Annotated in this window: 19 protein-coding genes; 15 read left to right on the forward strand and 4 right to left on the reverse strand. The window is 45.9% G+C overall.

Annotated elements, in window-relative coordinates; translation table 11 throughout:
- Positions 1–5: 5 nt before the first annotated feature.
- Positions 6–521, reverse strand: a complete 516-nt coding sequence (dksA, locus tag AB1552_04455; GenBank protein ID MEW6053029.1) for an RNA polymerase-binding protein DksA — start codon at positions 519–521, stop codon at positions 6–8.
- Positions 522–606: 85 nt separating this feature from the next.
- Positions 607–1,290: an energy transducer TonB gene (locus tag AB1552_04460; protein ID MEW6053030.1), complete on the reverse strand. Its 684-nt coding sequence runs from the start codon at positions 1,288–1,290 to the stop codon at positions 607–609.
- 174 nt (positions 1,291–1,464) lie between these two features.
- Here AB1552_04460 and AB1552_04465 point away from each other — a divergent pair, with 174 nt between their 5' ends.
- A complete protein-coding gene (locus AB1552_04465) occupies positions 1,465–2,235 on the forward strand; it encodes a hypothetical protein (protein MEW6053031.1) in 771 nt (256 codons plus the stop codon).
- 29 nt (positions 2,236–2,264) lie between these two features.
- Here AB1552_04465 and ychF read toward each other — a convergent pair whose 3' ends face one another.
- A complete protein-coding gene (gene ychF, locus AB1552_04470; GenBank protein ID MEW6053032.1) occupies positions 2,265–3,344 on the reverse strand; it encodes a redox-regulated ATPase YchF in 1,080 nt (359 codons plus the stop codon).
- A 480-nt stretch (positions 3,345–3,824) separates the two neighbouring features.
- Between ychF and AB1552_04475 the strand changes: the two genes are divergently transcribed.
- The 5 genes from AB1552_04475 (at position 3,825) to AB1552_04495 (ending at position 7,956) form a co-directional block, all read left to right on the forward strand.
- Positions 3,825–5,285 carry a DegQ family serine endoprotease gene (locus AB1552_04475; GenBank protein ID MEW6053033.1) on the forward strand — a complete coding sequence of 487 codons (1,461 nt, stop codon included), beginning with the start codon at positions 3,825–3,827 and terminating at the stop codon, positions 5,283–5,285.
- A 27-nt stretch (positions 5,286–5,312) separates the two neighbouring features.
- The gene (locus AB1552_04480; GenBank protein ID MEW6053034.1) at positions 5,313–5,612 is read left to right on the forward strand and encodes a hypothetical protein; all 300 of its coding nucleotides are present in this window, start codon (positions 5,313–5,315) and stop codon (positions 5,610–5,612) included.
- 204 nt (positions 5,613–5,816) lie between these two features.
- A complete protein-coding gene (locus AB1552_04485) occupies positions 5,817–7,283 on the forward strand; it encodes a Do family serine endopeptidase (GenBank protein MEW6053035.1) in 1,467 nt (488 codons plus the stop codon).
- Positions 7,284–7,340: 57 nt separating this feature from the next.
- Positions 7,341–7,502: a hypothetical protein gene (locus AB1552_04490; protein MEW6053036.1), complete on the forward strand. Its 162-nt coding sequence runs from the start codon at positions 7,341–7,343 to the stop codon at positions 7,500–7,502.
- A gap of 184 nt (positions 7,503–7,686) precedes the next feature.
- Positions 7,687–7,956: a PilZ domain-containing protein gene (locus AB1552_04495; GenBank protein ID MEW6053037.1), complete on the forward strand. Its 270-nt coding sequence runs from the start codon at positions 7,687–7,689 to the stop codon at positions 7,954–7,956.
- Here AB1552_04495 and larC read toward each other — a convergent pair.
- Complete coding sequence (larC, locus tag AB1552_04500; protein MEW6053038.1) at positions 7,949–9,145, reverse strand: nickel pincer cofactor biosynthesis protein LarC; 1,197 nt, start codon at positions 9,143–9,145, stop codon at positions 7,949–7,951. The two genes, AB1552_04495 and larC, sit on opposite strands and share 8 nt — an antisense overlap.
- 133 nt (positions 9,146–9,278) lie before the next feature.
- Here larC and AB1552_04505 point away from each other — a divergent pair, with 133 nt between their 5' ends.
- The 9 genes from AB1552_04505 to AB1552_04545 all read left to right on the forward strand — a co-directional run bounded on the left by AB1552_04505 (position 9,279) and on the right by AB1552_04545 (position 22,382).
- Positions 9,279–10,592, forward strand: a complete 1,314-nt coding sequence (locus AB1552_04505) for a hypothetical protein (GenBank protein ID MEW6053039.1) — start codon at positions 9,279–9,281, stop codon at positions 10,590–10,592.
- Between the two features lie 13 nt (positions 10,593–10,605).
- Positions 10,606–11,481, forward strand: coding sequence for a cyclic nucleotide-binding domain-containing protein (locus AB1552_04510; protein ID MEW6053040.1), 876 nt, complete (start codon positions 10,606–10,608; stop codon positions 11,479–11,481).
- Between the two features lie 291 nt (positions 11,482–11,772).
- On the forward strand, positions 11,773–12,762 hold the full coding sequence (locus tag AB1552_04515; GenBank protein MEW6053041.1) for a CHASE2 domain-containing protein: 990 nt from the start codon (positions 11,773–11,775) through the stop codon (positions 12,760–12,762).
- Entirely contained in the window at positions 12,759–14,048 is a 1,290-nt protein-coding gene (locus AB1552_04520; protein MEW6053042.1) for an adenylate/guanylate cyclase domain-containing protein, read from the forward strand. The genes AB1552_04515 and AB1552_04520 overlap by 4 nt, the downstream gene beginning before the upstream one ends.
- A gap of 43 nt (positions 14,049–14,091) precedes the next feature.
- Complete coding sequence (locus tag AB1552_04525; GenBank protein MEW6053043.1) at positions 14,092–17,352, forward strand: FecR domain-containing protein; 3,261 nt, start codon at positions 14,092–14,094, stop codon at positions 17,350–17,352.
- 78 nt (positions 17,353–17,430) lie between these two features.
- On the forward strand, positions 17,431–17,631 hold the full coding sequence (locus AB1552_04530) for a hypothetical protein (GenBank protein MEW6053044.1): 201 nt from the start codon (positions 17,431–17,433) through the stop codon (positions 17,629–17,631).
- 381 nt (positions 17,632–18,012) lie between these two features.
- Complete coding sequence (locus AB1552_04535) at positions 18,013–18,714, forward strand: hypothetical protein (protein ID MEW6053045.1); 702 nt, start codon at positions 18,013–18,015, stop codon at positions 18,712–18,714.
- Positions 18,715–18,818: 104 nt separating this feature from the next.
- Positions 18,819–19,004, forward strand: coding sequence for a hypothetical protein (locus tag AB1552_04540; protein MEW6053046.1), 186 nt, complete (start codon positions 18,819–18,821; stop codon positions 19,002–19,004).
- A 141-nt stretch (positions 19,005–19,145) separates the two neighbouring features.
- Positions 19,146–22,382, forward strand: coding sequence for a BTAD domain-containing putative transcriptional regulator (locus tag AB1552_04545; protein ID MEW6053047.1), 3,237 nt, complete (start codon positions 19,146–19,148; stop codon positions 22,380–22,382).
- Positions 22,383–22,542: the final 160 nt, after the last annotated feature.

The following is a 22,542-nucleotide window of genomic DNA, read 5'->3' on the forward strand; positions in this document are numbered from 1 at the left end:
ATTGCCTACTTCTCCATCATCTTTTCTTCCTCTTCCTGCAACGTCTTGCATTCTATGCACATGGTCGTTACAGGACGGGCTTCAAGTCTCCGTATATCTATTTCTTCACCGCATTTCTCACATATGCCGAATATTCCGGTGTCGATCCTGTCAACGGCTTCATCAATCTTTTTCAGGAGTTTGCGTTCCCTTCCCTTAAGGCGAAGCATGAAGTTTCTGTCGATCTCCGCAGTTGCCTGATCTCCAAGATCGGGAAAAACGGTCTGTCCCGGCAGTTCGTTCAGTGCTTCCATAGCGCCGGCCAGCAGTGACTTTTTCTGATCAAGGAGGTTCTTCTTAATCTGCTGGACCATATTTTCCCTCTCGTTCAGCTTTCTTGACGTTGCTTTTGTCTTTACAGACGCTTTGACCGGTTTTTTTCCGGTTGTTTTTTTCACGGGTGTTCTTGTTTTGACAGATTTCTGTGCTGTAGTTTTGGTGCGGGATTTCCTGCTCGTTTTCACAGTTTGTTTTTTTGGCATAAAAACTCCTGTAAATAAAAGATAGTCCAATAACTTAACAGAAAAGGCGGCGCTTAGTCAATGGAATGCCGCACGAACATGTGCATTAATGCAGACTGTAAACGATGGGGATTAATATCTGCGCCTCGGCAGGTGGTACGGGAAAGGGAGAGGTGTTCCGGACTGCCTCCAGCGCACTCTGGTCAAGAAGTTCCCTGCCCGAACTCTGCTGTATCTTCATTTCTTTTACGGAACCGTTGGACAGAATCACAAAAGATACCGTAACTTTTCCTTCCCATCCGAAATGTCGCGCTATTTTCGGATATATTGCGTTTTTCTGGATCATATTCTTGATATATGAGAAATTCTCTTTCATATACGTCATTTTGCTGTTATGTGAACTGCTGGCTGAAGGAGAGCATTCGAACTGAGCTGACGATTTCGGGGATGGTGTTGCGTTCAGGGAACCTGCATACGCTGAGACTTCCGGATTATCAGCAAACGAACTGCAGGGATTCTTTGTCCGGTTATTACGAGGAAGGGAAAGATTTTCCTGTTGCTTTGCGAGAGAATCTTTTTTAATAAATGATTCGGGTTGAATCGGCATTGACGGATGAATGTGGTCGCGCTCACTGTTCCGGTCATCCTGGGGGATCACAGCTTTCCGGATCTTTTCCTGTACCGGCAAATCGAAATCTTTTTTCCCTCCGGAGAAGGTGCTTCGGGGTGTAACGGTGATTGCATTTTCGAGTGTCAGGTCAATTACGAATAATTCTTTCTTCTGGAACAAGGAATTACCTGAAAAAAGCAGCCCAAGAATGAGAAGCGAATGAACGCTGACAGACAGAAGTAATGCTATGAATTGTGCACTCATGACAGACTCACTGTACTAAAAAACCGCTGCATTTGTCTATGGCGCCGGATATGCCGAAGCGTATCTCCCCGGATACGGTAAAATACAGGCATGCAGGATATCGAAAAAGAACTTCGTCTGGCAGCAACGGGAAACAGAGACGACTTGCACTATCTGGTTTACCACCATTCGCCGAAAGTCATCGAAAAAGTTCTGCTTAACCGGAATCTCACTGAAGACCTTGTGCTCATTCTTGCCGGAAGACGCAATCTGGACAGTGAAATTCTTGAATCCATATATATGAACAAGAGATGGCGGGAAAGATACCGCATCATACTTGCGCTTTGCAGAAACCCCAGGACACCGCAAAAGATTTCTGTCTCATTGCTGAAATCACTGCGGATTTTCGACGTCTCTGATTTAACCAGGAACCATACTGTCCCCGTTGGGGTGAGAATGAAGGCCGAGGCAATGATCAATGAGAAGATGTTATCCCTTCCGTTAGGCATAAAAAAGGCGCTCGCAAAAAGGGTAAGCGGAAATGTTCTTCTGAGACTTATTGAAGACGGAATGAAAGAAGTGGTTGCATCGTGCCTGAACAGCCCCTGCATGACCGAAGGCATCGTCTGCAAGGTGCTGAACCTGAAAAAAATCGCATCCCATGTGGTCAGACAGATTGCGGAGCATCCGAAATGGGCTTTGAGGTATGACATACAATGGTCCCTTATCCGTAATAACCACGCGCCGCTCGTCAGAGTAGTACACTTCCTCCGTAACATGAAGACGCGTGATCTCGAAGAACTCTACTCATCCCCCGAAGTGCCGAAAAGTACGAAGCCGTTTATTTTCAGGGAACTCTCGGACAGGGGAAAAGCAGGATGACAGGCCGGAACCGGTATCCCTATAATATGTTACACATTAAACCTGAAATTGATGACGTCGCCGTCACTGACCTCATATGTTTTGCCTTCAAGACGCAGCAGGCCTTTTTCCCGTGCAGCCTGGATGCTGCCGGAAGCAATCAGGTTATCGAATGAGATAACCTCTGCACGTATAAATCCCCTTTTTATGTCAGTATGAACCTTCCCTGCGGCCTTCTGTGCAGGGGTGCCTTTTTTTATTGTCCATGATCTCACCTCGTTGCCTGCATAGGTAAAAAAGGATATCAGGCCGAGGCTTCTGAAACACTCGTGGACCAGTCTGCGTGATGCCGGGATATCCAGCCCCATTTCATCGAGGAACGGTTTTCTGTCCTCAGGAGTAAGCTGTGCTATTTCCATTTCGATCTTTCCGCATAATGCCAGTAAGGGAAGAGAAGGAAATCGGCCTGTGAGAGAAGACAATGTATCGGTCAGATGATTGGTGCGTACATCTTCTTCTCCAAAATTCAGCACAATAATCACGGGGACTGTTGAGAGAAACTGCAGATGACTCATCGATCGCAGCTCTTCATCAGAGAACGCCGCATCTCTTAAGGGGATGTCACGGGAGAGCGCGTCTTTGCATTTGAGGAGCAGCGATGTTTCGGATTCATCAGGCTTTTTTCCATGTTTTTGCCCTTCCTTTATACGTTCAAGACGTTTTTCAACAAGTTCCATGTCTCCGAAAATAAGTTCAAGAGCAATGGTCTCAATATCTCTCAAAGGATTGTTTTCTCCCAAGGGATGCGGTACAGAATCATCATGAAATGCCCTCACCACATGGACAATTGCATCAGAATCCTTAATCAGGTCAAATACCCTGATATTTTGTTTAAGATCGCCTTTTGTAAGGCCGACAGAATCAACACAATCCATGACTGCATGCGTGGTTTTCCTGGGAGTGAACAGCCTTGTGAGGCTGTCAAGCCTTTCATCCGGAACCTGTATGATGCCGATATGCGGTTCTCCACCAGATGTCTGATACCTTGCGGTCTCTCTGTTCTGGCCGGTAATGGCGTTGAAAATCGTGGTTTTCCCGCTGTTTGGCAGTCCGATAATCGATACTTTCATTTCAACTTCCCCCGGAAAGCGAAAACATACCGTGACCCGTCCGGAAAGGTCTATGCAGGGTACCGTATGACAGGCCTTCCGTGTTCCTCTTCTAAATTCTGCATACATTGCAGTGATATTTCAAGCCCGAATACCGCAAAAAAAACAGAGCAAGTCTGGCGATGCAATCTTAGTGTCATAGCGCGAGATTGCCACGTATCTGATCCATCCGGCCTCTCGATAAAAAGTGCATATGTATTGAAGAAATCATGGGAGGAAGCGATTCTATAATCTTCATGATGGTATCTGTGTGCCCTTTTCTGCGTACCAGGGATGGCTGACGGAGAGAATAGGGAAAAAGACGAAAAGAGTTATTCCCATGGGATGTGAAGAGCCTGAATAAATAATGCGGAAGACGTGGAGTATGATAGAATAATGATAAACAGTTTTCAGGAATTGCCATAATATGATCCCAATACCAACGTGTCAACAGGAGGAAAAATGAGTATCCGGAAATCCGACAAAGAAAGATTTGCGTCATTTATCATACTCTCGCTTGTTTCAGCAATGATGGTGTTTTTCTCTGCCATAATATCTTTTCCTGCACGTGCGGAAGACATAAAAGTATCAGAAAAACCGTCGGATATCCTCTCCAGTATCGGGGCTGCGACCGCAGGGATTGTCGATTCGGTAAGGCCTGCGGTAGTGAACATCTCCACCATGAGAACGGTGAAGATGCAGGGCGGTTATAATCCCTTTTTTGACGATCCCATGTTCAGACGTTTTTTTGGAGACCAGTTCAGGGTTCCGAAAGAACGTAAATCAGCCAACCTCGGATCAGGTGTCATCGTAGATCCGAAGGGCTATATATTAACGGCAAATCATGTTATTCAGGGCGCGGAAGAGATCAAGGTTACCCTTTCTGACAGGAGAGAGTTCACGGGGAAGATTGTAGGAAATGATGCGATGACTGATATTGGGATAATAAAAATAGAGGCAAAAAACCTTCCGACAATACAATGGGGTGACTCTGACAAGCTGAGGGTGGGAGAGACGGTACTTGCGATCGGGAGCCCGTATGGCTTAAGTCAGACCGTAACCATGGGGATTGTAAGCGCTGTCGGACGGGCCAATGTCGGCATTGCTGACTATGAGGATTTTATCCAGACTGATGCCGCAATAAACCCCGGAAACTCGGGAGGGGCTCTCGTGAATGTCAGGGGGGAACTCGTGGGAATCAATACTGCCATTTTCAGTACAAGCGGCGGTTATCAGGGGATAGGGTTTGCCGTGCCTACAAGCATGGCAAAATCAGTCATGGACAGCCTCATCAGCAAAGGAAAGGTTGTGAGGGGATGGATGGGGGTTACCATACAGCCTTTAACTCAGGAGCTTGCCAAACAATTCGGGATAGAGGATGAAAAAGGCCTGCTCGTAGGTGATGTTACGGAAGGAAGTCCGGCTGAAAAGGCCGGTATCCAGAGAGGAGATGTTATCGTCGAATTCGAAGGGAAAAAAATAGAAGACCCCAATCAGCTCAGGAATCTTGTAGCCAATACCGAGCCAGGGAAAAAAGTGAAGATGAAGATTATCAGGGAAAAAAAGACGGAAGTGAAGGTTATGACCATCACCGAACTGCCTTCGGACAAGCAGGAATTGTCGAGGGAAGAGTATAACAATCTGTTGAGCGGTGTCTATGTGCAGGACATCTCTCCGGAAATCTCGGGAAGACTCAACCTCCCCAAGAAGCTCAGGGGAGTTGTTGTTGCAAGTGTCGCGGATGACAGCCCTGCCGCGATGGTGCTCATGCAGGGGGATGTGATTCAGGAGATTAACCGGCAGAAAATAACGGGAGTGAAGGAATATGAGAAGGTTGCGTCAAGGATTAAGGCGGGACAGGACATATTGCTACTTATATTCAGAGGAGGGGCATCTGTCTTCATAACGCTCTCGGAGAAATAATGTGCGGATATTATAAAAACTCTCGAGGTGCTGAAAAAGCTGGAACTGACAGTAGAACGTCTGTATCTTTTTTATCAAAAATTGTTTACATCCGATCATGATGCCTCTGCATTCTTCCATCAACTGAGTCTTGATGAGCAATCACATGCAGAAATTATCGACTACCAGATCAGGATTATCAGGAAAAACAGGGGCCTTTTTAAAGATGTTGAGTATGACATTGAGACTCCTGCTCAGATGATATCTGACATTGAGAAATTGGTCAGCAAGAGAGAACATTTTGAGAAGATAAGAACCATGGCTGAGAGCAGGGGATACCTGGTATAGAGAAAACTGCATCAGGAAATTCAGAGTGTTTCCCGTCTCAGCAGACATCGTTATCGCATGGAGCTGCAATAGTCCTCCACGGTGCTGTAACTGATTAAAATTAATGGATAATATTCCTTCATAACTTTTTCATATTCTCTTCGCAATTTCTTCATAATGTTTATGTAATTTAATAAGAAAAAGAAAGCAACGGAAAGGAGAAGAATGCTACTCAGAAAGAGGCCGCTGATCATCGCAGCAGTATTTGCCGTATTTGGAATCATTGTCGGGCTTGTCATGTCGTCGAATTTCGGCTTCCATGTGAAGGGGTATACCGATGACTCAAAAATAACGGAGAAATCGGTTCAGCTGCTTTCGAGAACCAACCAGGCGATGGCAGAGCTTGTCGCGGTTGTGAAGCCGTCGGTTGTCAATATCGCGTCAGTAAGAAAGGTGAAAAGCGGAGGAGTTCCCTCACCATTTACGAATGATCCTTTTTTCAGAAGATTTTTCGGGGATAATTTTGGTCCTCCCGAAAAACAGAAGGAATTCAAGAAGTCAGGTCAGGGTTCAGGAGTTATCGTGGACAAGGAAGGATATATCCTTACCAATAACCACGTTGTAAGGGGTGCTGACGAAATTAAGGTAACATTGTCAGACCAGAGAGAATTCAGGGGCAAAGTGATAGGAGCAGACCCCAAGACCGATCTGGCTGTGATTAAGATTGATTCTGACAATCTGCCGGTGATTGCCATGGGAGATTCTGACAGGCTGAAGGTTGGAGAAACTGTTCTCGCTGTGGGAAATCCCTACGGTCTGAGCCATACGGTTACTTCAGGGATAGTAAGTGCCACGGGACGGGCCAATGTGGGAATTGCTGATTATGAGGATTTTATCCAGACAGACGCTCCCATCAATCCGGGAAATTCGGGCGGAGCGCTTGTCAACATAAAAGGTGAACTCATAGGGATTAACACAGCGATATTCAGCACTACCGGTGGCTACCAGGGCATAGGTTTTTCGATCCCGAGCAATATGGCAAAAAATGTAATGGAGAGCCTGATTGCGCACGGAAAAGTTGTCAGGGGATGGCTCGGGGTCACCATACAGCCGTTAACTCAGGAACTTGTAAGGCAGTTTCATCTGAAAGATGACAAGGGCGTTCTTGTAGGCGATGTGAACGAGGAAAGTCCTGCGCAAAAAGCGGGTATCCTGAGGGGTGATGTGATCATTGAATACGACGGCAGAAAGGTTGATGGTGTGGTCGGTCTCAGAAATATGGTCGCAGGGACGGTGCCTGAACGTGAGGTCAGGATCCAGCTTCTGCGGGACGGAAAACCTCAGGCGGTTGAGGTAAGAATAACAGAGATGAGTGCTGAACCACAGAAACTGGCCGGGACATTCGAGAATCAGCTGAAGGGGGTAGTTGTCCGGGATCTTACACCATCAATGAAGAAGACCCTTGATATCCCGAACCGTATTAACGGAGTTCTGATAGCTGATATTGCAGACGAAAGTCCTGCAGATGATATGCTCAGAAAAAACGATGTCATCATGGAAATCAACAGGACAGGAATCGCGGACACCAGAGAGTATGAAAGGGCGCTATCGAAAATCAGGTCTGATGAGAATATCCTTCTCCTCGTGTTCAGGCAGAACTCAACCTTCTATGTAACTCTTTCATCGCAGTAGGAAGTTTGATGGCTGAAAAAGCAGCAACACAACATATCAGAAAAAGGTGGTGAAAAAATGAAAGTCCATAAATGCATGCAGTGTGACAACAAGACGCACCAGAAAGACGGTATTTGCGTTTCATGCAGGCTGGGCATCACGCAGATGTATACGGAACTTGCAGAACTGATGAAAAAGGACAAGAAATATACCCTGCGTACCCGCAAAACCTGCAGCTAACACAGGTTCTCCCCTCCTTACATTCAGTCCCCCTCCTGTCAAAAGGAGGGGGACTGAATTTCTCTCCCGATCGCATCCCGAAGGCTTTGCAGGCATACGAGAAACTTTTTTGTGATATGAATCACATAAAAAAATTGTGATTGCCTTTAGACTGTTAATAAGGGATGTTTTTTCTTTTTCTAAAATGACATCATTCTATACAAACAAATACGAACGTGCGTTTCTTGATTGCAGGATTGAATATGTGTTCGATATGCAGTGCGGCGATACGTACGAGGGAATCATTGACAATATCAGCGAAGCAGGGTTCTGCCTTGTAACACAGACTCCCCTGCACGAGGGACAGGAAATCACCATAAGAAGCATACTGTATTTTCCTTCTCAAACGGCGGTTGTGTGCTGGGTTACGCAGGATGAGAATGATTGTTACAGGGCGGGAATGAAATTCATTTAATTTTCCCCGGATTCAGCAGACCGATTCTTTTCATGACTTCCGTGAGAGGTATCTTCAGTTTCCTGGCTGCCTTTTTGCAGTCTTCGTACTCAGGAATCATTTTTGTAATGTCCCTGCCGTCTCCGGAGAGCTTGACCCTTATCTTTCCAAATTCGGTGTCAATTACTCTGATTGCACGGTCAAGGATTTTTCTTTCTGTTTCATGAAATCTCAGTCCGAGAGTCGGTGTTTCCGAGAAGATGATTTTTACGAGTGTTTCCAGACGTTCCCTGTGACAGAGAGCGGTCAGTTTCGTACCGGGCCTGGATTTTTTCATGATGATCTGTGTGAGGAAGACGTCAAGAGCCCCAGCCTTGTAGAGAAGCTCCATGACATATTCAAAAATCTGGGGATTCATGTCATCAATATTGGTTTCGATCACCATGATGCTGTCCCCGTTGCTGTTATCATGTGCTGAATGCATATTGCCTATCATGATTCTCAGTATGTTCGGCCAGTCACTGAAATTCCTGCTTCCGGCACCCAACGCCAAACTTGAAATTTCCATGTCGGGCATGTTGCCGAAGCCTGAGCAAATCTCTCTGATGATCGCGGCTCCTGTGGGGGTAGTCAGTTCACAAGGGACACCCCTGGAAAATACTGGCACTTTTTTCAGGATCTCTGCGGTAGCAGGGGCGGGTACCGGAAGCATGCCGGTCTCGGTACTGACCATACCGCTTCCGAGATTGAGCGGGGATGAAAAAACTTTTTCTATGCCGAGCATATTCAGGCCGATCACTGTTCCGAAAATATCTATCAGGCAGTCGACAGAGCCGAGCTCATGCAGATGAACGCGATTGAATGCTACGCCATGGACCTTTGCCTCTGCGGTGAAAAGTCTTTTGAAAATCCTGAGACCCTTCAGCTTAATCTCATTTGAGAGAGACGATGAAAGGACGGTTTTTTCGACATCTTTCCAGCTTCTGATGACTTTTTGAACGCGTCCTGCTGCCGGGCGGAAGGTGACATCGACCTTGGTTGCGGCAAGGTGCGATCGCATTACTCTCCCGGACGTCAGACGGTAACCACTCAAAGGGATTTTTTTCAGTTCCCTGTTCAGATCCCTTAAAGGCAATCCTGCGTCAATTAATGCGCCGAGGCACATGTCTCCGCTTATTCCTGAAAAACAGTCGAAATATGCTGCTTTCAAAACAGATCTCCCTCCTGACGATGCTATTTTACCATCAAGCCGGAGCTTTTTTTACATTTCCGGGTTATTGCTTGACAAAAGATGTCCTTTGTAAGTTAATAAAAGAAAACACTCAGTTTTCTCCGGGGGAGAGATGACAGCCAACCCGCATATCCTGAAAGACGGTAATCATATCGCTGTTGTAGGTGGCGGTCCCTCTGGTTCCTTTTTCAGCATCTTTGTGCTAAAAATGGCAAAGATTATGGGAAAAGAGTTTCATATAACTGTCTTCGAGCCAAAGGATTTTACAAAAGAAGGCCCTCTCGGCTGCAACAGATGTGGCGGTATAATCTCCGAACTCCTCGTGCAGATGCTTGCAGTCGAGGGAATCAATCTTCCTGATTCCGTCGTTCAGCGAGGGATCAATGCCTACAGACTGCATACCAATGAAGGATCTGTTGATATTGCCACACCTGCCCATGAGAAAACAATCGCAACTGTATATCGCGGGGGAGGTCCCAGGGGAACCGCGGGAACACATAAAGAGAGCTTCGACAAATTTCTTCTTGATCTTGCGATAAAAGAGGGCGCTGTACATGAGGCGGTAAGAATAGACAGGATTGCATATACCGAGAAAGGGGCGGAATTATTTGCGAAAGAACAGAAGCTATGTGAGACGGATCTGCTGGTAGGCACGATCGGGATAAAGAGCCGGACATCCGAAGTCTTCGAAGCAATGGAATTCGGGTACAGAAGACCTGTTACCACTACTGCTTCAATAGCAGAAATAAGCATGGACGAGGCAGTCATTGCTGAATGTCTCGGGAATTCTGTGCATCTTTTTCTCCTCCCGGTCAGTAACATAAAATTTGCTGCAATGATTCCGAAGGATACGTATGTGACGGTGTGTATACTGGGAGAAGCTTTGGGAACGGAAACGGTAAGTGATTTTCTTGCACACCCGGTTGTCGGAGCGGTACTGCCTGACAGGGATCAATACTCCATTGAGTGCCGGTGTTTGCCGCTGATGAATGTGGGGGCGCCGAAAACGCCTTTTCATGAGAGAGTAGTAATATGCGGCGATGCAGGCTCAACAAGGCTCTTTAAGGACGGTCTTGGTGCCTCTTATATAATGGGGAAAGCAGCTGCAAAGACTGTGGTGTTTCATGGTGCGGGCAAGAGTGATTTCCAAAGGGAGTATTATCCGGTATACAAGAGCCTGATCGTTGATAACCGTTACGGAAGATTCCTTTTTAGAGTCACAGATATTGTAAAAAATCATTCATTGCTGACAAAAGGCATGCTGGAAGTTGTAAGAAAGGAACAAGCCGAGGCAGAGAAACCGGCGGTATTAAGTTCGATCCTCTGGGACATGTTTACCGGGAACGAGCGTTACAGGAATATATTCATGAGGTCTCTGCACGTTCCCATGTTTTATGACCTGCTGAAAGGAATAGCAAGAGTATAAAACAGGAGGAAAGATGACAGAAGGGGAACTTGGCAAAAAATATCAGGACGGCCAGATCATTTTCAAAGAGGGTGATGCCGGGGATAAAATGTATGCAATACAGGCGGGAGGAGTAAAAATAATGAAAAAGACCCATTCCGGCGAAGTGGCTATCGCGGTTCTTGGAACAGGGGAAATATTCGGAGAAATGGCCCTGTTCGACAAAATGCCCCGCTCTGCGACTGCGGTTGCCTCCGGTGAAACCAGGATCCTCACCATAGACAAGACCAAGCTTTTTCAGACAATAAGCAGAGACCCGACCCTTGTGTTCAAGATTATTGAATCAATGAGCCAGAGGATAAGGAAACTTGACGAAGAATTCTCGAAGCTGAAGAAGAACAAAATAGATATTCTGAGAATATTTTCGAATCTCGAAGAGACGTGCGTGTTTATTCTGGAGGAGGCGAGAAGTTTCATCAGGGCTGACAATGGTTCCATCATGCTCTATGATGAGGGGATTCAAAGGCTCACGATCAGGTCTGCATTCGGCACGGACTGGGAGCCGAAGATAGTCATGGGGATAGGGGAAGGAGTTGCCGGAGATGTGTTGCGAACTGGCAAATCTGAACTTATCAATAACGTTTCGATGGACCCGAGGTTTAAGTCAGGAGCAGCCAGTATTACGTCCGTATTGTGTGTTCCGCTTAAGGGGAAGAGTCAGAATCCTGGCGTGATCAACATGAGCAGAAGTTCCGAGATATTATTCACTCTCGAGGATCTGAAATTGCTGAGGTCGATAGCAATGTATGCGTCGATTGCCATTGAAAATGCCCTGAACTTTTCGAAACTCAACAATGCAACCGATGAAATTCTGAGACACGCAACGTTGCTGGACATGTGCAATCTGTAACAGTCTGCTGTTTGCTTTTTTTCCTGCAAATGTGACCAATCTGTAATTTCCCCTGTGGTAGAGTGTAAATAAAGAAAAAGGACTCATCGATGTACGAGAAAATGCTCAGGGCACTTCTCCTTGATGATATAAAGGAAAAGGCAGATAGCCGGGATAAAGGGCAGCCCCTGAAGCAACTCTCTTCAAAAGAATGAGCCAATGTGTCTCTTGTTTTTCATGCAGCAATAGTATATGATTTGATACAAATAATGGAATAGTATTTGACTGGCTTTTTATCCTGTGGGGGGAGCCATGTTAAAGGAGTTCATAAAGGAACGCCTTGTAAAGGCTTTCATTGTAGGAGCCATAATCGGCATGGCCGGGATAGGAATTAACCTGTTCCCTGCAGGAACTGCACTTGAGGAAAATTTCGGCCTTGACCTGCTGTTCACAATGAGAGGAACAAGGGTGCCTCCTGAAGATGTTGTTATTGTGAGCATAGATAAGGAGTCGGCTGACAGACTCGACCTGCCTGAAGATCCCAGAAAATGGCCACGATTCCTCCATGCAAAGCTCATTGATGTGATAACTGCTGCAGGAGCAGCAGTTATTGTCTTCGATGTGAATTTTTCCGAGCCACGCTCGTCCCAGGAGGATAATAAACTTGCCGATGCAATGAGGAGATCCGGCAATACGGTACTTTGTGAGTTCATGCAGATAGAAAATGTTCCCATAGACAATAAAACAGGCTCCACATACGGAGAAATGAATATTGCAAAAGTGGTGCCCCCGATACCGTCTCTTGCCCGGGCAGCATTTGCACGTGCCCCTTTCCCCCTTCCCAAAATATCAAATAAAGTCAGTCAATACTGGACATTCATGACATCAGCGGGAGACAAGCCCACGCTGCCCGTAGTCAGTTTCCAGATATTTGTCATGCAATATCACGTGGACTTTATTCGTCTTATGGATCGTGTCAATGCATATCATGCGGAAAAGCTCCGGCAAAGCCATAAGGATTTTGTGAAAAACCGGGGGATTGAAAAAGTCATACGTGATATCCGCCACATCTTTCAGGGAGATCCTCACATTGGTGCAGAAATGGTGAAAGAGCTGGAAAGTTCAAGAATACCATTTGATAATAAAACAAAGCATGCCGTGCTGCATTCTCTCATTACCCTCTATAAGGGAAATTCTCACAGCCAGTATCTGAACTTCTACGGGCCTGCACGGACTATTACGACCTTGCCGTATTACATGGTATTGCAGCATGGTCTGCCCCCGGGAATACCTTGCCGGTGAATCTGAAGGGAAAAGCGGTATTTGTCGGTCTTTCACAGCTGTCGCCAATAGATCAGAAAGAGAGCTTTTACACCGTATATTCGGAAAAACATGGTCTCGATATCAGCGGTATTGAAATTGCAGCTACGGCATTTGCCAATCTGCTGGAGAACAGGCCTGTGCAACCAATTGATTTCCGGGTCTATCTTGGAGTAATTTTTGTGTGGGGAATTGTGATCGGCTTTATCTGTAAAAGGTTTAGCACTACTGCAGCATTTTTCAGTATGACGGGATTGGTTACCGTATATCTCATATTTGCCATTTTCCAGTTTAAGAGCCGGGGCATCTGGTACCCTGTGATTACCCCCTGCGTTTTGCAGACAACGCTGGCACTCTTCAGCGGTGTTTTATGGAATTACATAGAAGTGAAACAGGAAAGGCAGAATATCAAAAAGGCTTTCGGTTATTATCTCCCGAACGACGTTGTTGAAAGGCTGCTGACGGATATTGACGGAATCCATGACAGTCATCAGGTTGTCTACGGGATATGCATGTCTACAGATGCCGAACAGTATTCATTTCTTTCAGAAGTAATGGAACCTAAAGAGCTGGGAAATTTTATGAACAGGTACTATGAGCTTATATTCAAACCGATAAGACAGCACGGAGGGATTGTCTCAGATGTGGTCGGAGATTCTGTGCTTGCAATATGGGTGTCAGCCAAGCCGGAAATTGTTCTCAGGAAAGAGGCATGTATTGCGGCACTCGACATCCAGAGGACCATATATAATTTTAACAGGACGTCTCAGACACACATGCTCCCCACACGCATCGGCCTGCATTCCGGAAAGATACTTCTCGGCAATATAGGGGCATTCGATCATTACGAATACAGACCGGTCGGGGACATCGTCAATACCGCAAGCCGTCTGGAGGGTCTTAACAAATATTTAGGTACCCAGGTGCTTGTAACGCGGGACGTGGTAAGTCAGCTGGATGGATTTTATACAAGGGGACTCGGAGAATTCAAACTTGCGGGAAAAACAAAACCTGTTGAGGTTTATGAGTTGATCTGCAGGGAAGAAGAGGTGACTGAAAAGCAGAGAAGGGCAGGTGAAATCTTCCAGCAGGCAATAAGGGCTTTCAGAAATCAGTCTTGGGACAGGGCTATTAATCTTTTCAAAGAACACATGGATTATCTCGGCGATGATGGACCGTCGCAATTTTTTGTGCAAATGTGCCGTGATAAAAGGGAAGTGGCAAAGAAGGAGTTATGGGATGGTGTAGTCGAAATAGGCAGGAAATAATTACCAGCATTTAGTTTCAGATAAAAAGGGAGAGGAGAATATCATGAAACGTGCCAGCATCATACTTGTTTTCATCGCTGTTCCGCTGTTGTATCTTGTGCTGCCTCATAGTGCATCTGCACATACATGCGAGAAGTGGATAGCAAAAGCAGTATCAGTCCAGGGAGATGTGCAGACTCTGAAAGAGGGTGAAACCCAGTGGCTTTCAGTAAAAATGCAGGATACCTTCTGTACGGGTGATATGATCAGGGTGATGGAACAGGGCAGAGCTGCTGTTGTTTTGTGGAACGGGGTTATTATGCGGTTTGATCAGAATACCACGGTCACGTTCAACGGGGTAGAAAATGAGAATACCTCTCTGATAGACATACTGAAAGGAGTGGTAAATTTTTTCAGCAGGTGGCCAAGATCACTTAATATCACTACACCTTTTGTAAACGGTATTGTTGAAGGAACAGAATTTCTTGCAAAAGTCGGAAGTGACAATACAGTGCTGTCAGTATTTGAAGGAAAGGTGCTGGCAACAAACAAGGCTGGAAGTTTGACGCTTACATCAGGACAGACCGCGGTTGCCGCACATGATCAGCCCCCGGTTCTGCAAACAGTTGTTCGTCCGCGGGATGCGGTGCAGTGGGCGCTCTATTACCCTCCTGTTATATACATTCGTGAGGAGAAATTGCGGGAGGATGATCCGCGACATATGACCCAGCGCGCGTCATCGCTGCTGCATGTAGGACGGGTTGATGAAGCAAAAGCTGAAATCGGGCGCGCCCTGAACGCAGATCCGGGAAACAGCCTGGCATTTGCGCTTCAGTCCGTAATTGCCACAGTACAGAATGAAAAGGAAAAGGCGCTCAGTCTCGCGAAACAGGCGGTTGAAGCTGACAAAAAATCTGCTGCCGCATATATTTCACTGTCCTATGCACGACAGGCACATTTCGATCTTGAAGGTTCACTGATAAGTCTCCAGGAAGCGGTTAAAGCCGAACCTGAAAACGCCATTGCGTGGGCAAGGTTGTCAGAAATCCGTCTTTCTTTCGGTGAAATTGATAAAGCAGTGAAGGCGGCAGACAAAGCTTTTGAACTTAATCCGCATATTGCACGTACACATACTGTTCGCGGCTTTGCGTATCTGACTCAGGTGAAGATAAGAGAGTCCATGGAACTTTTCGAAAAGGCGATTCTACTTGATCAGGCAGATCCCCTGCCGAGGCTCGGACTCGGATTGGCAAATATCCGCAAGGGATGCCTGCAGGAGGGAAGAAGGCAGATAGAGATTGCAGTGAGTCTGGATCCTGACAACTCACTCATCAGGAGCTATCTCGGCAAAGCATACTACGAGGAGAAACAGGATAGAATGTCAGAAGACCAGTATGCAATGGCGAAGGAATTCGATCCGCGGGACCCCACGCCATTTTTCTATGATGCGATCAGGAAACAGAGCATCAATTGTCCGGTCGAAGCATTGCATGATATGCAGAAGGCAATTGAACTGAACGACAACCGGGCGGTCTACCGCTCCAGGATGCTGCTCGATGCAGACCTTGCTGCAAGGAGTGCAAGCCTTGCAAGGATTTACAGTGACCTTGGGTTCGAACAGCTTGCACTGGTTGAAGGTTGGAAGTCTGTCAATAATGATTCTGCCGATTTTTCCGGCCACAGGTTTCTTGCGGACACCTATTCGGCATTGCCGCGACATGAGATTGCACGCGTGAGTGAACTGCTCCAGTCCCAACTGCTTCAACCGATAAACATCATACCTGTTCAGCCTCGTCTTGCTGAAAGTGACCTGAGGATACTCGAAGGTGCGGGACCTTCAGACCTTTCTTTTAATGAGTTCAATCCGTTGTTCAACCGGAACGGGGTTGGTGTCCAGATGAGCAGCATAATTGGTGAGAACAAGACATTCGGAGATGAAATCGTGGTATCGGCTGTTCATGGAAAGTTATCCTTAAGCGCGGGACAATTTCATTATGAGACGGAAGGATGGCGCGAGAATAACGACCAGCAGCAGAATATTTCCAATATATTTGCTCAGGTTGAGCTTTCTGCCAAGACAAGCATTCAGGCTGAATTCAGAATGAAAAACATAAAGAGCGGGGACCTTGACGTCTTTTTTGACCCGGATAGATTTGTCCCAGATTGGCGGTATCAAGAAGAGAAAAATTCTCTGCGCTTCGGTTTGCATCATAATATTACGCCTGGCTCTGACTTAATCGCATCGTTGATTTATCTGGACGGAGACTATGAGTTCCTCATGACAGGATATGAAGGCGATATTGATGAAAAAGGTTATTTGGGAGAGATACAACATCTTTATAATACTGAGAGATTCAGTCTCATTACCGGAGCTGGATATTATAATGAAGACCGTAAGGATAAGGAAAGTATGCCTGAATTTGATTACTCTTCTTCCACAGAAAACAAACCCAGTCATAAAAACCTTTACATGTATGCCAAAATCAATGTGCTCACAAATTTAACCCTAACTGTCGGTGCAAGCGCTGATTTTCTCAAAGGCTGGAATGCAGCCCAAAAAATAGAGAAAGATCAGCTTAATCCGAAATTCGGGATAGCCTGGAATCCTCTCGTAAATACTACGCTGAGAATGGCAGTCTTCAGAACACTTAACAGGGCGATAATAACAGACCAGACGATTGAGCCCACTCAGGTCTCAGGATTCAATCAGTTCTATGACGATACCGAAGGAGCGGAAGCATGGCGTTATGGCATCGGTTTGGATCAGAAGTTCTCTTCCAGGCTGTATGGTGGTGCCGAGTTTTCGAAACGGGAGCTGGAAGTTCCGGGGGTTACATATGGTGCAACAGGAACAAGACTTATCGAAGGTGAGTGGGACGAGCAGCTTGGAAGGGCGTATCTGTACTGGACACCCCATGGATGGGTTTCATTAAGCACGGAATACCAGTATGAGCGCTTCGAGATGCCTGAGGACTTTGCTGCTCGGATGTTTACGGAGCTGAATACCCACAGGGTCAAGTTTGGAATGAACGTTTTTCATCCATCGGGTATCAGCGTCAAACTAAATCCTATATATGTGAATCAGCATGGAGATTTTATGAAATTCAATCCGGAAACATTCGAAACGTATTTCGAATCTGACAAGGATACTTTCTGGGTTTTTGATGCTTCTGTGAGTTACAGGTTTCCCAAAAGGAGGGGTATGCTCACACTGGCTGCCAAAAACCTGTTCGACGAGGATTTCAAATTTCAGGACACTGATCCGAGAAACCCGAGGATATGGCCGGACCGTTTGATATACGGAAAAATCACCCTTGTATTTTAGGGGCAATACCGGAAAGGAGGTGAAATTTTACCGCAATAAGTTGCAGTCGAATTCATAACGATTCAAAGGGGGGATATTATGAAAGACAGAGCAAGTTTGATAGTATATTTAAATGAGGCTGGTGAGGTCATTCATGTAAGAAATGTCGATCTTTCGGAAGTGGAATATGATAAGGAAGAACGGGACAGGAACAGGACTATGATCGGGGCAAGAATATTTACGCCGAACGGCTGCTGCTGGAGACTCACACCAACTGGATGGAAGTGTTTGCCCTGTTAAGAGTATTGGTAAAAACATCAACAGGCCGTCTACTGTCTGGCCTGTTGATGAATATTCGAAAATAAGAAATATTTTCTATAAGACATACGAAAAGTGGCAGTTTCCCAAGGAATTTGCCGGTATCGCTCCAGACAGAATCACAAGTCATTGATTCATCAGGATCACGAATTCTGAACTCAAGAAGTGTCAACCCGCCCGTCCTGATTTTGAGATAGGTTCCTGATAACGCTGGAGACAAGGCAGATGCTGAATACCCTATTGCACGCAATCCTCCTGACTGTATCATATGGAGTATTTCACGGAACAACTCTGGATAAGCCGGAATGACAGTGCAGAAAAAGTATGTCTGCTGTTCATGAAATCAATGACGGAGAGCAGTAAATGGAAACCATAACTATACATTACCTTTTCACATTGCCGAATGGAAAGCAGGAAGTGATGGAAATACTTCTTGATGCCGAGACTCTCGACTTAATGAATAAAATCCCTGAAAGTCTTCCTGAATGGACCATGCTTGATTACCATCAGTGCTCCAACTGTCTTCTTGCTCTCGATACGCATAAAAACTGTCCCATAGCGGTTCACTTTGTAAAACTCCTTGAAATATTCGAAAGCCTCTTGTCGTTTGATACAATTCATGTCGATATTTTTACTGCTCAGCGTGTTACTACCATGGATACAAGTGCCCAGAAAGGCGCCAGTTCCTTAATGGGACTTATTATGGCGACAAGCGGCTGTCCACACATGGCGTTCTTCAAGCCCATGGCACGTTTTCACCTGCCCCTTTCGAGTGCGGAAGAGACAGTATATCGTGCTGCATCGATGTATCTGCTTGCTCAGTATTTCCGGAAAAAGGAAGGGCTGAAAATAGATCTTGAGCTTAATGGACTCAAGGAACTGTACAGAAACATACATATAATTAATAAATCCATGTCAGGGCGCCTTCGTGACAGGTACAAAAAAGATGTCGGACCGAATTCCCTCACGATCCTTGATTCCTTTGCACAAACTCTCACCATGGTAATCGAGGAACAGCTTGATGAGCTGCGGTATCTCTTCAGACCATATCTCCTTGAACCCTGAATGCACAAAAGACAGAAAACCTTTTTCCAGAAGCGTATACCCAATCTGTGACTAATCCGTAAGCAGTCTTGTGATAAATTTACACAAGGGAGGTAGCATGCATCATGCAGCATCCTCTGGTCGAAATGTCCGGCCAGAGGTCTCTCTCTCAAAGCGGGGCAGGTAATCATTATCTGCCCCGTGGAAATACATCATTTCAGGTGACACGCCTTCAATTGTTGCTGAAAATAGCCAGCCTCAGCAGTATCCATGCCCCTGTGATATCCATTGACAGGGAAAACAGTGTGTGATATTTTTTACACATGTCGGTTGTTTGCGTTGTCTCAGGTTCTCCGGAAAGAAACCAAAGAGAGCCAGGTGAGCATGACGGATTAAGGATACCACGGGAAAGACTATTTTTCTGCTCCAACTGATTGGGGGAACACCTTGGGGTGAAAAAGGCGTACATTTCTGGCAAAGAACCCGTAGTTTTTAAAATCACAAAGCCACATATTGAAGGGATATTCGTCCGGGATAGACTATTCGATGTAATCGAAAAAGCAAGGGAATTCCCTGTACTTTTCGTAACAAGCCCTCCCGGTTCCGGAAAGACAATACTTGTATCAAGCTATCTTGAATCTCATAAATTGCCTTTTATTTGGTATAGGGTCGACGAAGGAGATGAAGATATCGCAACCTTCTTTTTTTATATGGGACTTGCGATAAAAAGGGCATTTCCTGCGAAGCGCTTCTCTTTGCCCATATTTTCACCTGAATATACGGGAAGCGCATCTGTTTTTTCGAAGCGTTATTTTGAGCATATCTTTAGCAGGGTCGCCCCTCCTTTCATGATTGTTCTGGATAATTTTCAGGCAATTCCCGATGATTCTCAGTTCCAGGAAATTTTGTGCCATATATTTGATGAAATTCCTGAAGGGATCAACATAACCGTTATCAGCAGAAAAGGCGTCCCGGCTTCATTTGCAGCTCTGCAGGTGAATAAAAGAATCTGTCCTGTTGACTGGAGTCACATCCGTTTCTCATACGATGAAGTGAAGGCTTTTGTAACGCAGAAGGCAGGGGAGATATCTGATGAGCACATTCATTTCCTGTATCAGAAGACCGATGGCTGGGCGGCGGGTCTTGTCCTGATGCTTGAAAGCCTGAGGAAAGAGAAATTTGCATATACGGGATTGAATCATCTGTCATTTGGCAATATATTTGACTATTTTGCACATGAGACTTTCCGGGAACTTGACAAAGCTACGCGTATGTTTCTTCTGAAGACTTCATGCATGCATGTACTGACAGCTGATACTGCGGACAAACTCACCGGTCTCGGCAATTCTGAAAGAATACTGAACAATCTTAATAGAAACCATTATTTTACCGAAATATATCCGCAGGAACGGTCGGTATATTATTATCATCCTCTTTTCAGGGAATTTCTCCAGTCAAGAGCCAAAGAAGTATTTCCCCATGAAGAAATTCTGGGCATAAAGCAGCATGCAGCGGTTCTTCTGGAGGATTCCGGAAGAATGGAAGACGCAATCGGTCTTTTCAGGGAGTCAGGAGATATTGAAGGAATTGTCCGTATTATTCAGAAATGGGCTGGAACGCTGGTAGAGCAGGGCAGGTACCAGACACTTTCCAACTGGCTGGAATATCTCCCAAAAGATGTACTCTCAGATAATCCGGGGATTCTCTACTGGATGGGCGTGTGTCGTTTGCCCTTCAATCCGGCCGAAAGCCAGATCCACTTTGAGGTTGCGTTTCACAAATTCAACAAAAGGAATAAAGGTCCGGAAACATTCCTCTCATGGGCAGGAGTTGTTGATTCCATCATGTATGGTCATGAGGGTCTGAAATCGCTTGACCGATGGTTTCCCGTCATTGATGATCTGACCAAAAAATACAGGAATTTTCATGATGACCATGTCGAGTCAGGGATATTGTGCAGCCTTGTCAGAGCGCTCTCTCTCAGGCGGCCGGCGAAATCCAGAATGGAAATGTGGGCAGACCGTATACAAACATTTATTCAGGAGAGCAGGGATGTTTCTGTAAAAATCAGTGCTCTGACAACGCTGGGATGCTATTTCTACAGTGAAGGTAATTTCCAGAAAATGAACATTGTCCTTGAATCCCTGCATGAATTAATCAAACGACGAGAAGTGTCTCCTGTGACCAGATTAAACGTTGAATGGTTGAAAGCAGCATACTTCAATGTGATGTCGCAGCATGATGAGTGTCGGAGGGTCGTGTCCGGAGGCCTGGAACTGGCTGCCGCACTCAAGATTTACGTCATGGAGAGCATGCTTCTTGGACATGGTGTCCTTAGTTCGCTGAAGAATGAAGATTTCGAAACTGCACATGAATATCTGAAGAGAATGGCGTATGAATTAAGCTTCTTAAAGACATGGGAGGCGAGTTTCTATCATTATTGTTCTGCCTGGGAGGCATTGTACAGGAATAATCTCGCCCAGGCTCTCACTCATTCCGAACATTGCCTGAGATTGTGTGAACACGCGGGCAATCCCTGGACAATGTCATGTGCACATCTGCTTGCCGCGAACGTATCTTTTGTTTTTGAGGAGATAAAACAGGCTTTCTGTCATATCAGACAGGCTTTTTCGATCGGGAAACGCAGCGGGAACGAATTCACTCCTTACATATGCCACTTAACAGAGGCATATTTTCTCTTCAAACAGGGCAAGGAGGGTCTGGCAATAAAAGCTGTGCGAAGGGGCTTGAAAAAGGGAAGAGAAAAGGGTTTTGTCAGTCTTTTTATGTCTGTTAAGGGAGTGATGGAAACTATTTCTTCAAAGGCGCTTGAGCATGAAATAGAAGTTCCGTATGTGAAATCACTGATATGCAGCAATAGAATTCTTCCGGATACCACTTCTCTGGAAAATGAGCATTGGCCATGGCCTTTGAAGATATTTACCCTTGGACGGTTCGGAATACAAAAAAATGGATCTGTGCTGCGTTTTTCAGGCAAGGTTCAGCAGAGACCATTGGCGATGCTCAAGGCCCTGATAGCTTTTGGAGGAAGAGAAGTCCCGGAGGACAGGATCATCGACATCCTCTGGCCCGAATCAGACGGAGATGCTGCACATAGTGCGTTTACCACAACCCTTCACCGCCTGCGCCAGCTTCTCGGGGTTGAGCAGGCAGTGGTGTTTCACGAAGGAAAAGTATTCCTTGACCCGCGGTATTGCTGGGTGGATACGTGGGCGTTTGAGAGGATTCTCGGAAAAGTTGATGCGTCATGGGACTCGGTATTTTCAGAGGGAAAAAAGGGGGATTCCAATCTCATTGAACTTGCCGAGAAAGCGGTAAGGATGTATTCCGGTGCGTTTCTTCCGGGCGACCGTGAGTCGTGGATGATATCAATACGCGAGAGATTGCGAAATAAATATCTGCGAAACATCAGCAGGCTGGGAATGTACTGGGAGACGACCGGCAAAATGGAAAAGGCAGTCGAATGTTATCACAAAGGACTGGAAGTGGATGATCTTGCGGAGGAATTCTACCAGCGCCTTATGAAGTGTTACCGGAGGATGGGGAGGCGATCGGAAGCGATCGGTGTGTATAAACGGTGTTTTCAGGTTCTTGATTCCGTGCTCGGGATTGAACCGTCACCTGAAACAGAAGCACTTATAAGACCCCTTATGCGCAAAATGGAATGAATGCATGATCCCTGTAGAATGTCATCATTGTCTGTCTGTTCGCAGATTATCCTCTATGTGTGACTCATCCGTGACCTTCCATATGATAAAGAAATACACACTATGGCTTATTCCAGCAGGAATGAGATAAAGGGGGAGATGTTCAGTGCAAACGAAGCAA

This window comes from Nitrospirota bacterium (genome assembly GCA_040754395.1).
Taxonomy (GTDB): domain Bacteria; phylum Nitrospirota; class Thermodesulfovibrionia; order Thermodesulfovibrionales; family SM23-35; genus JBFMCL01.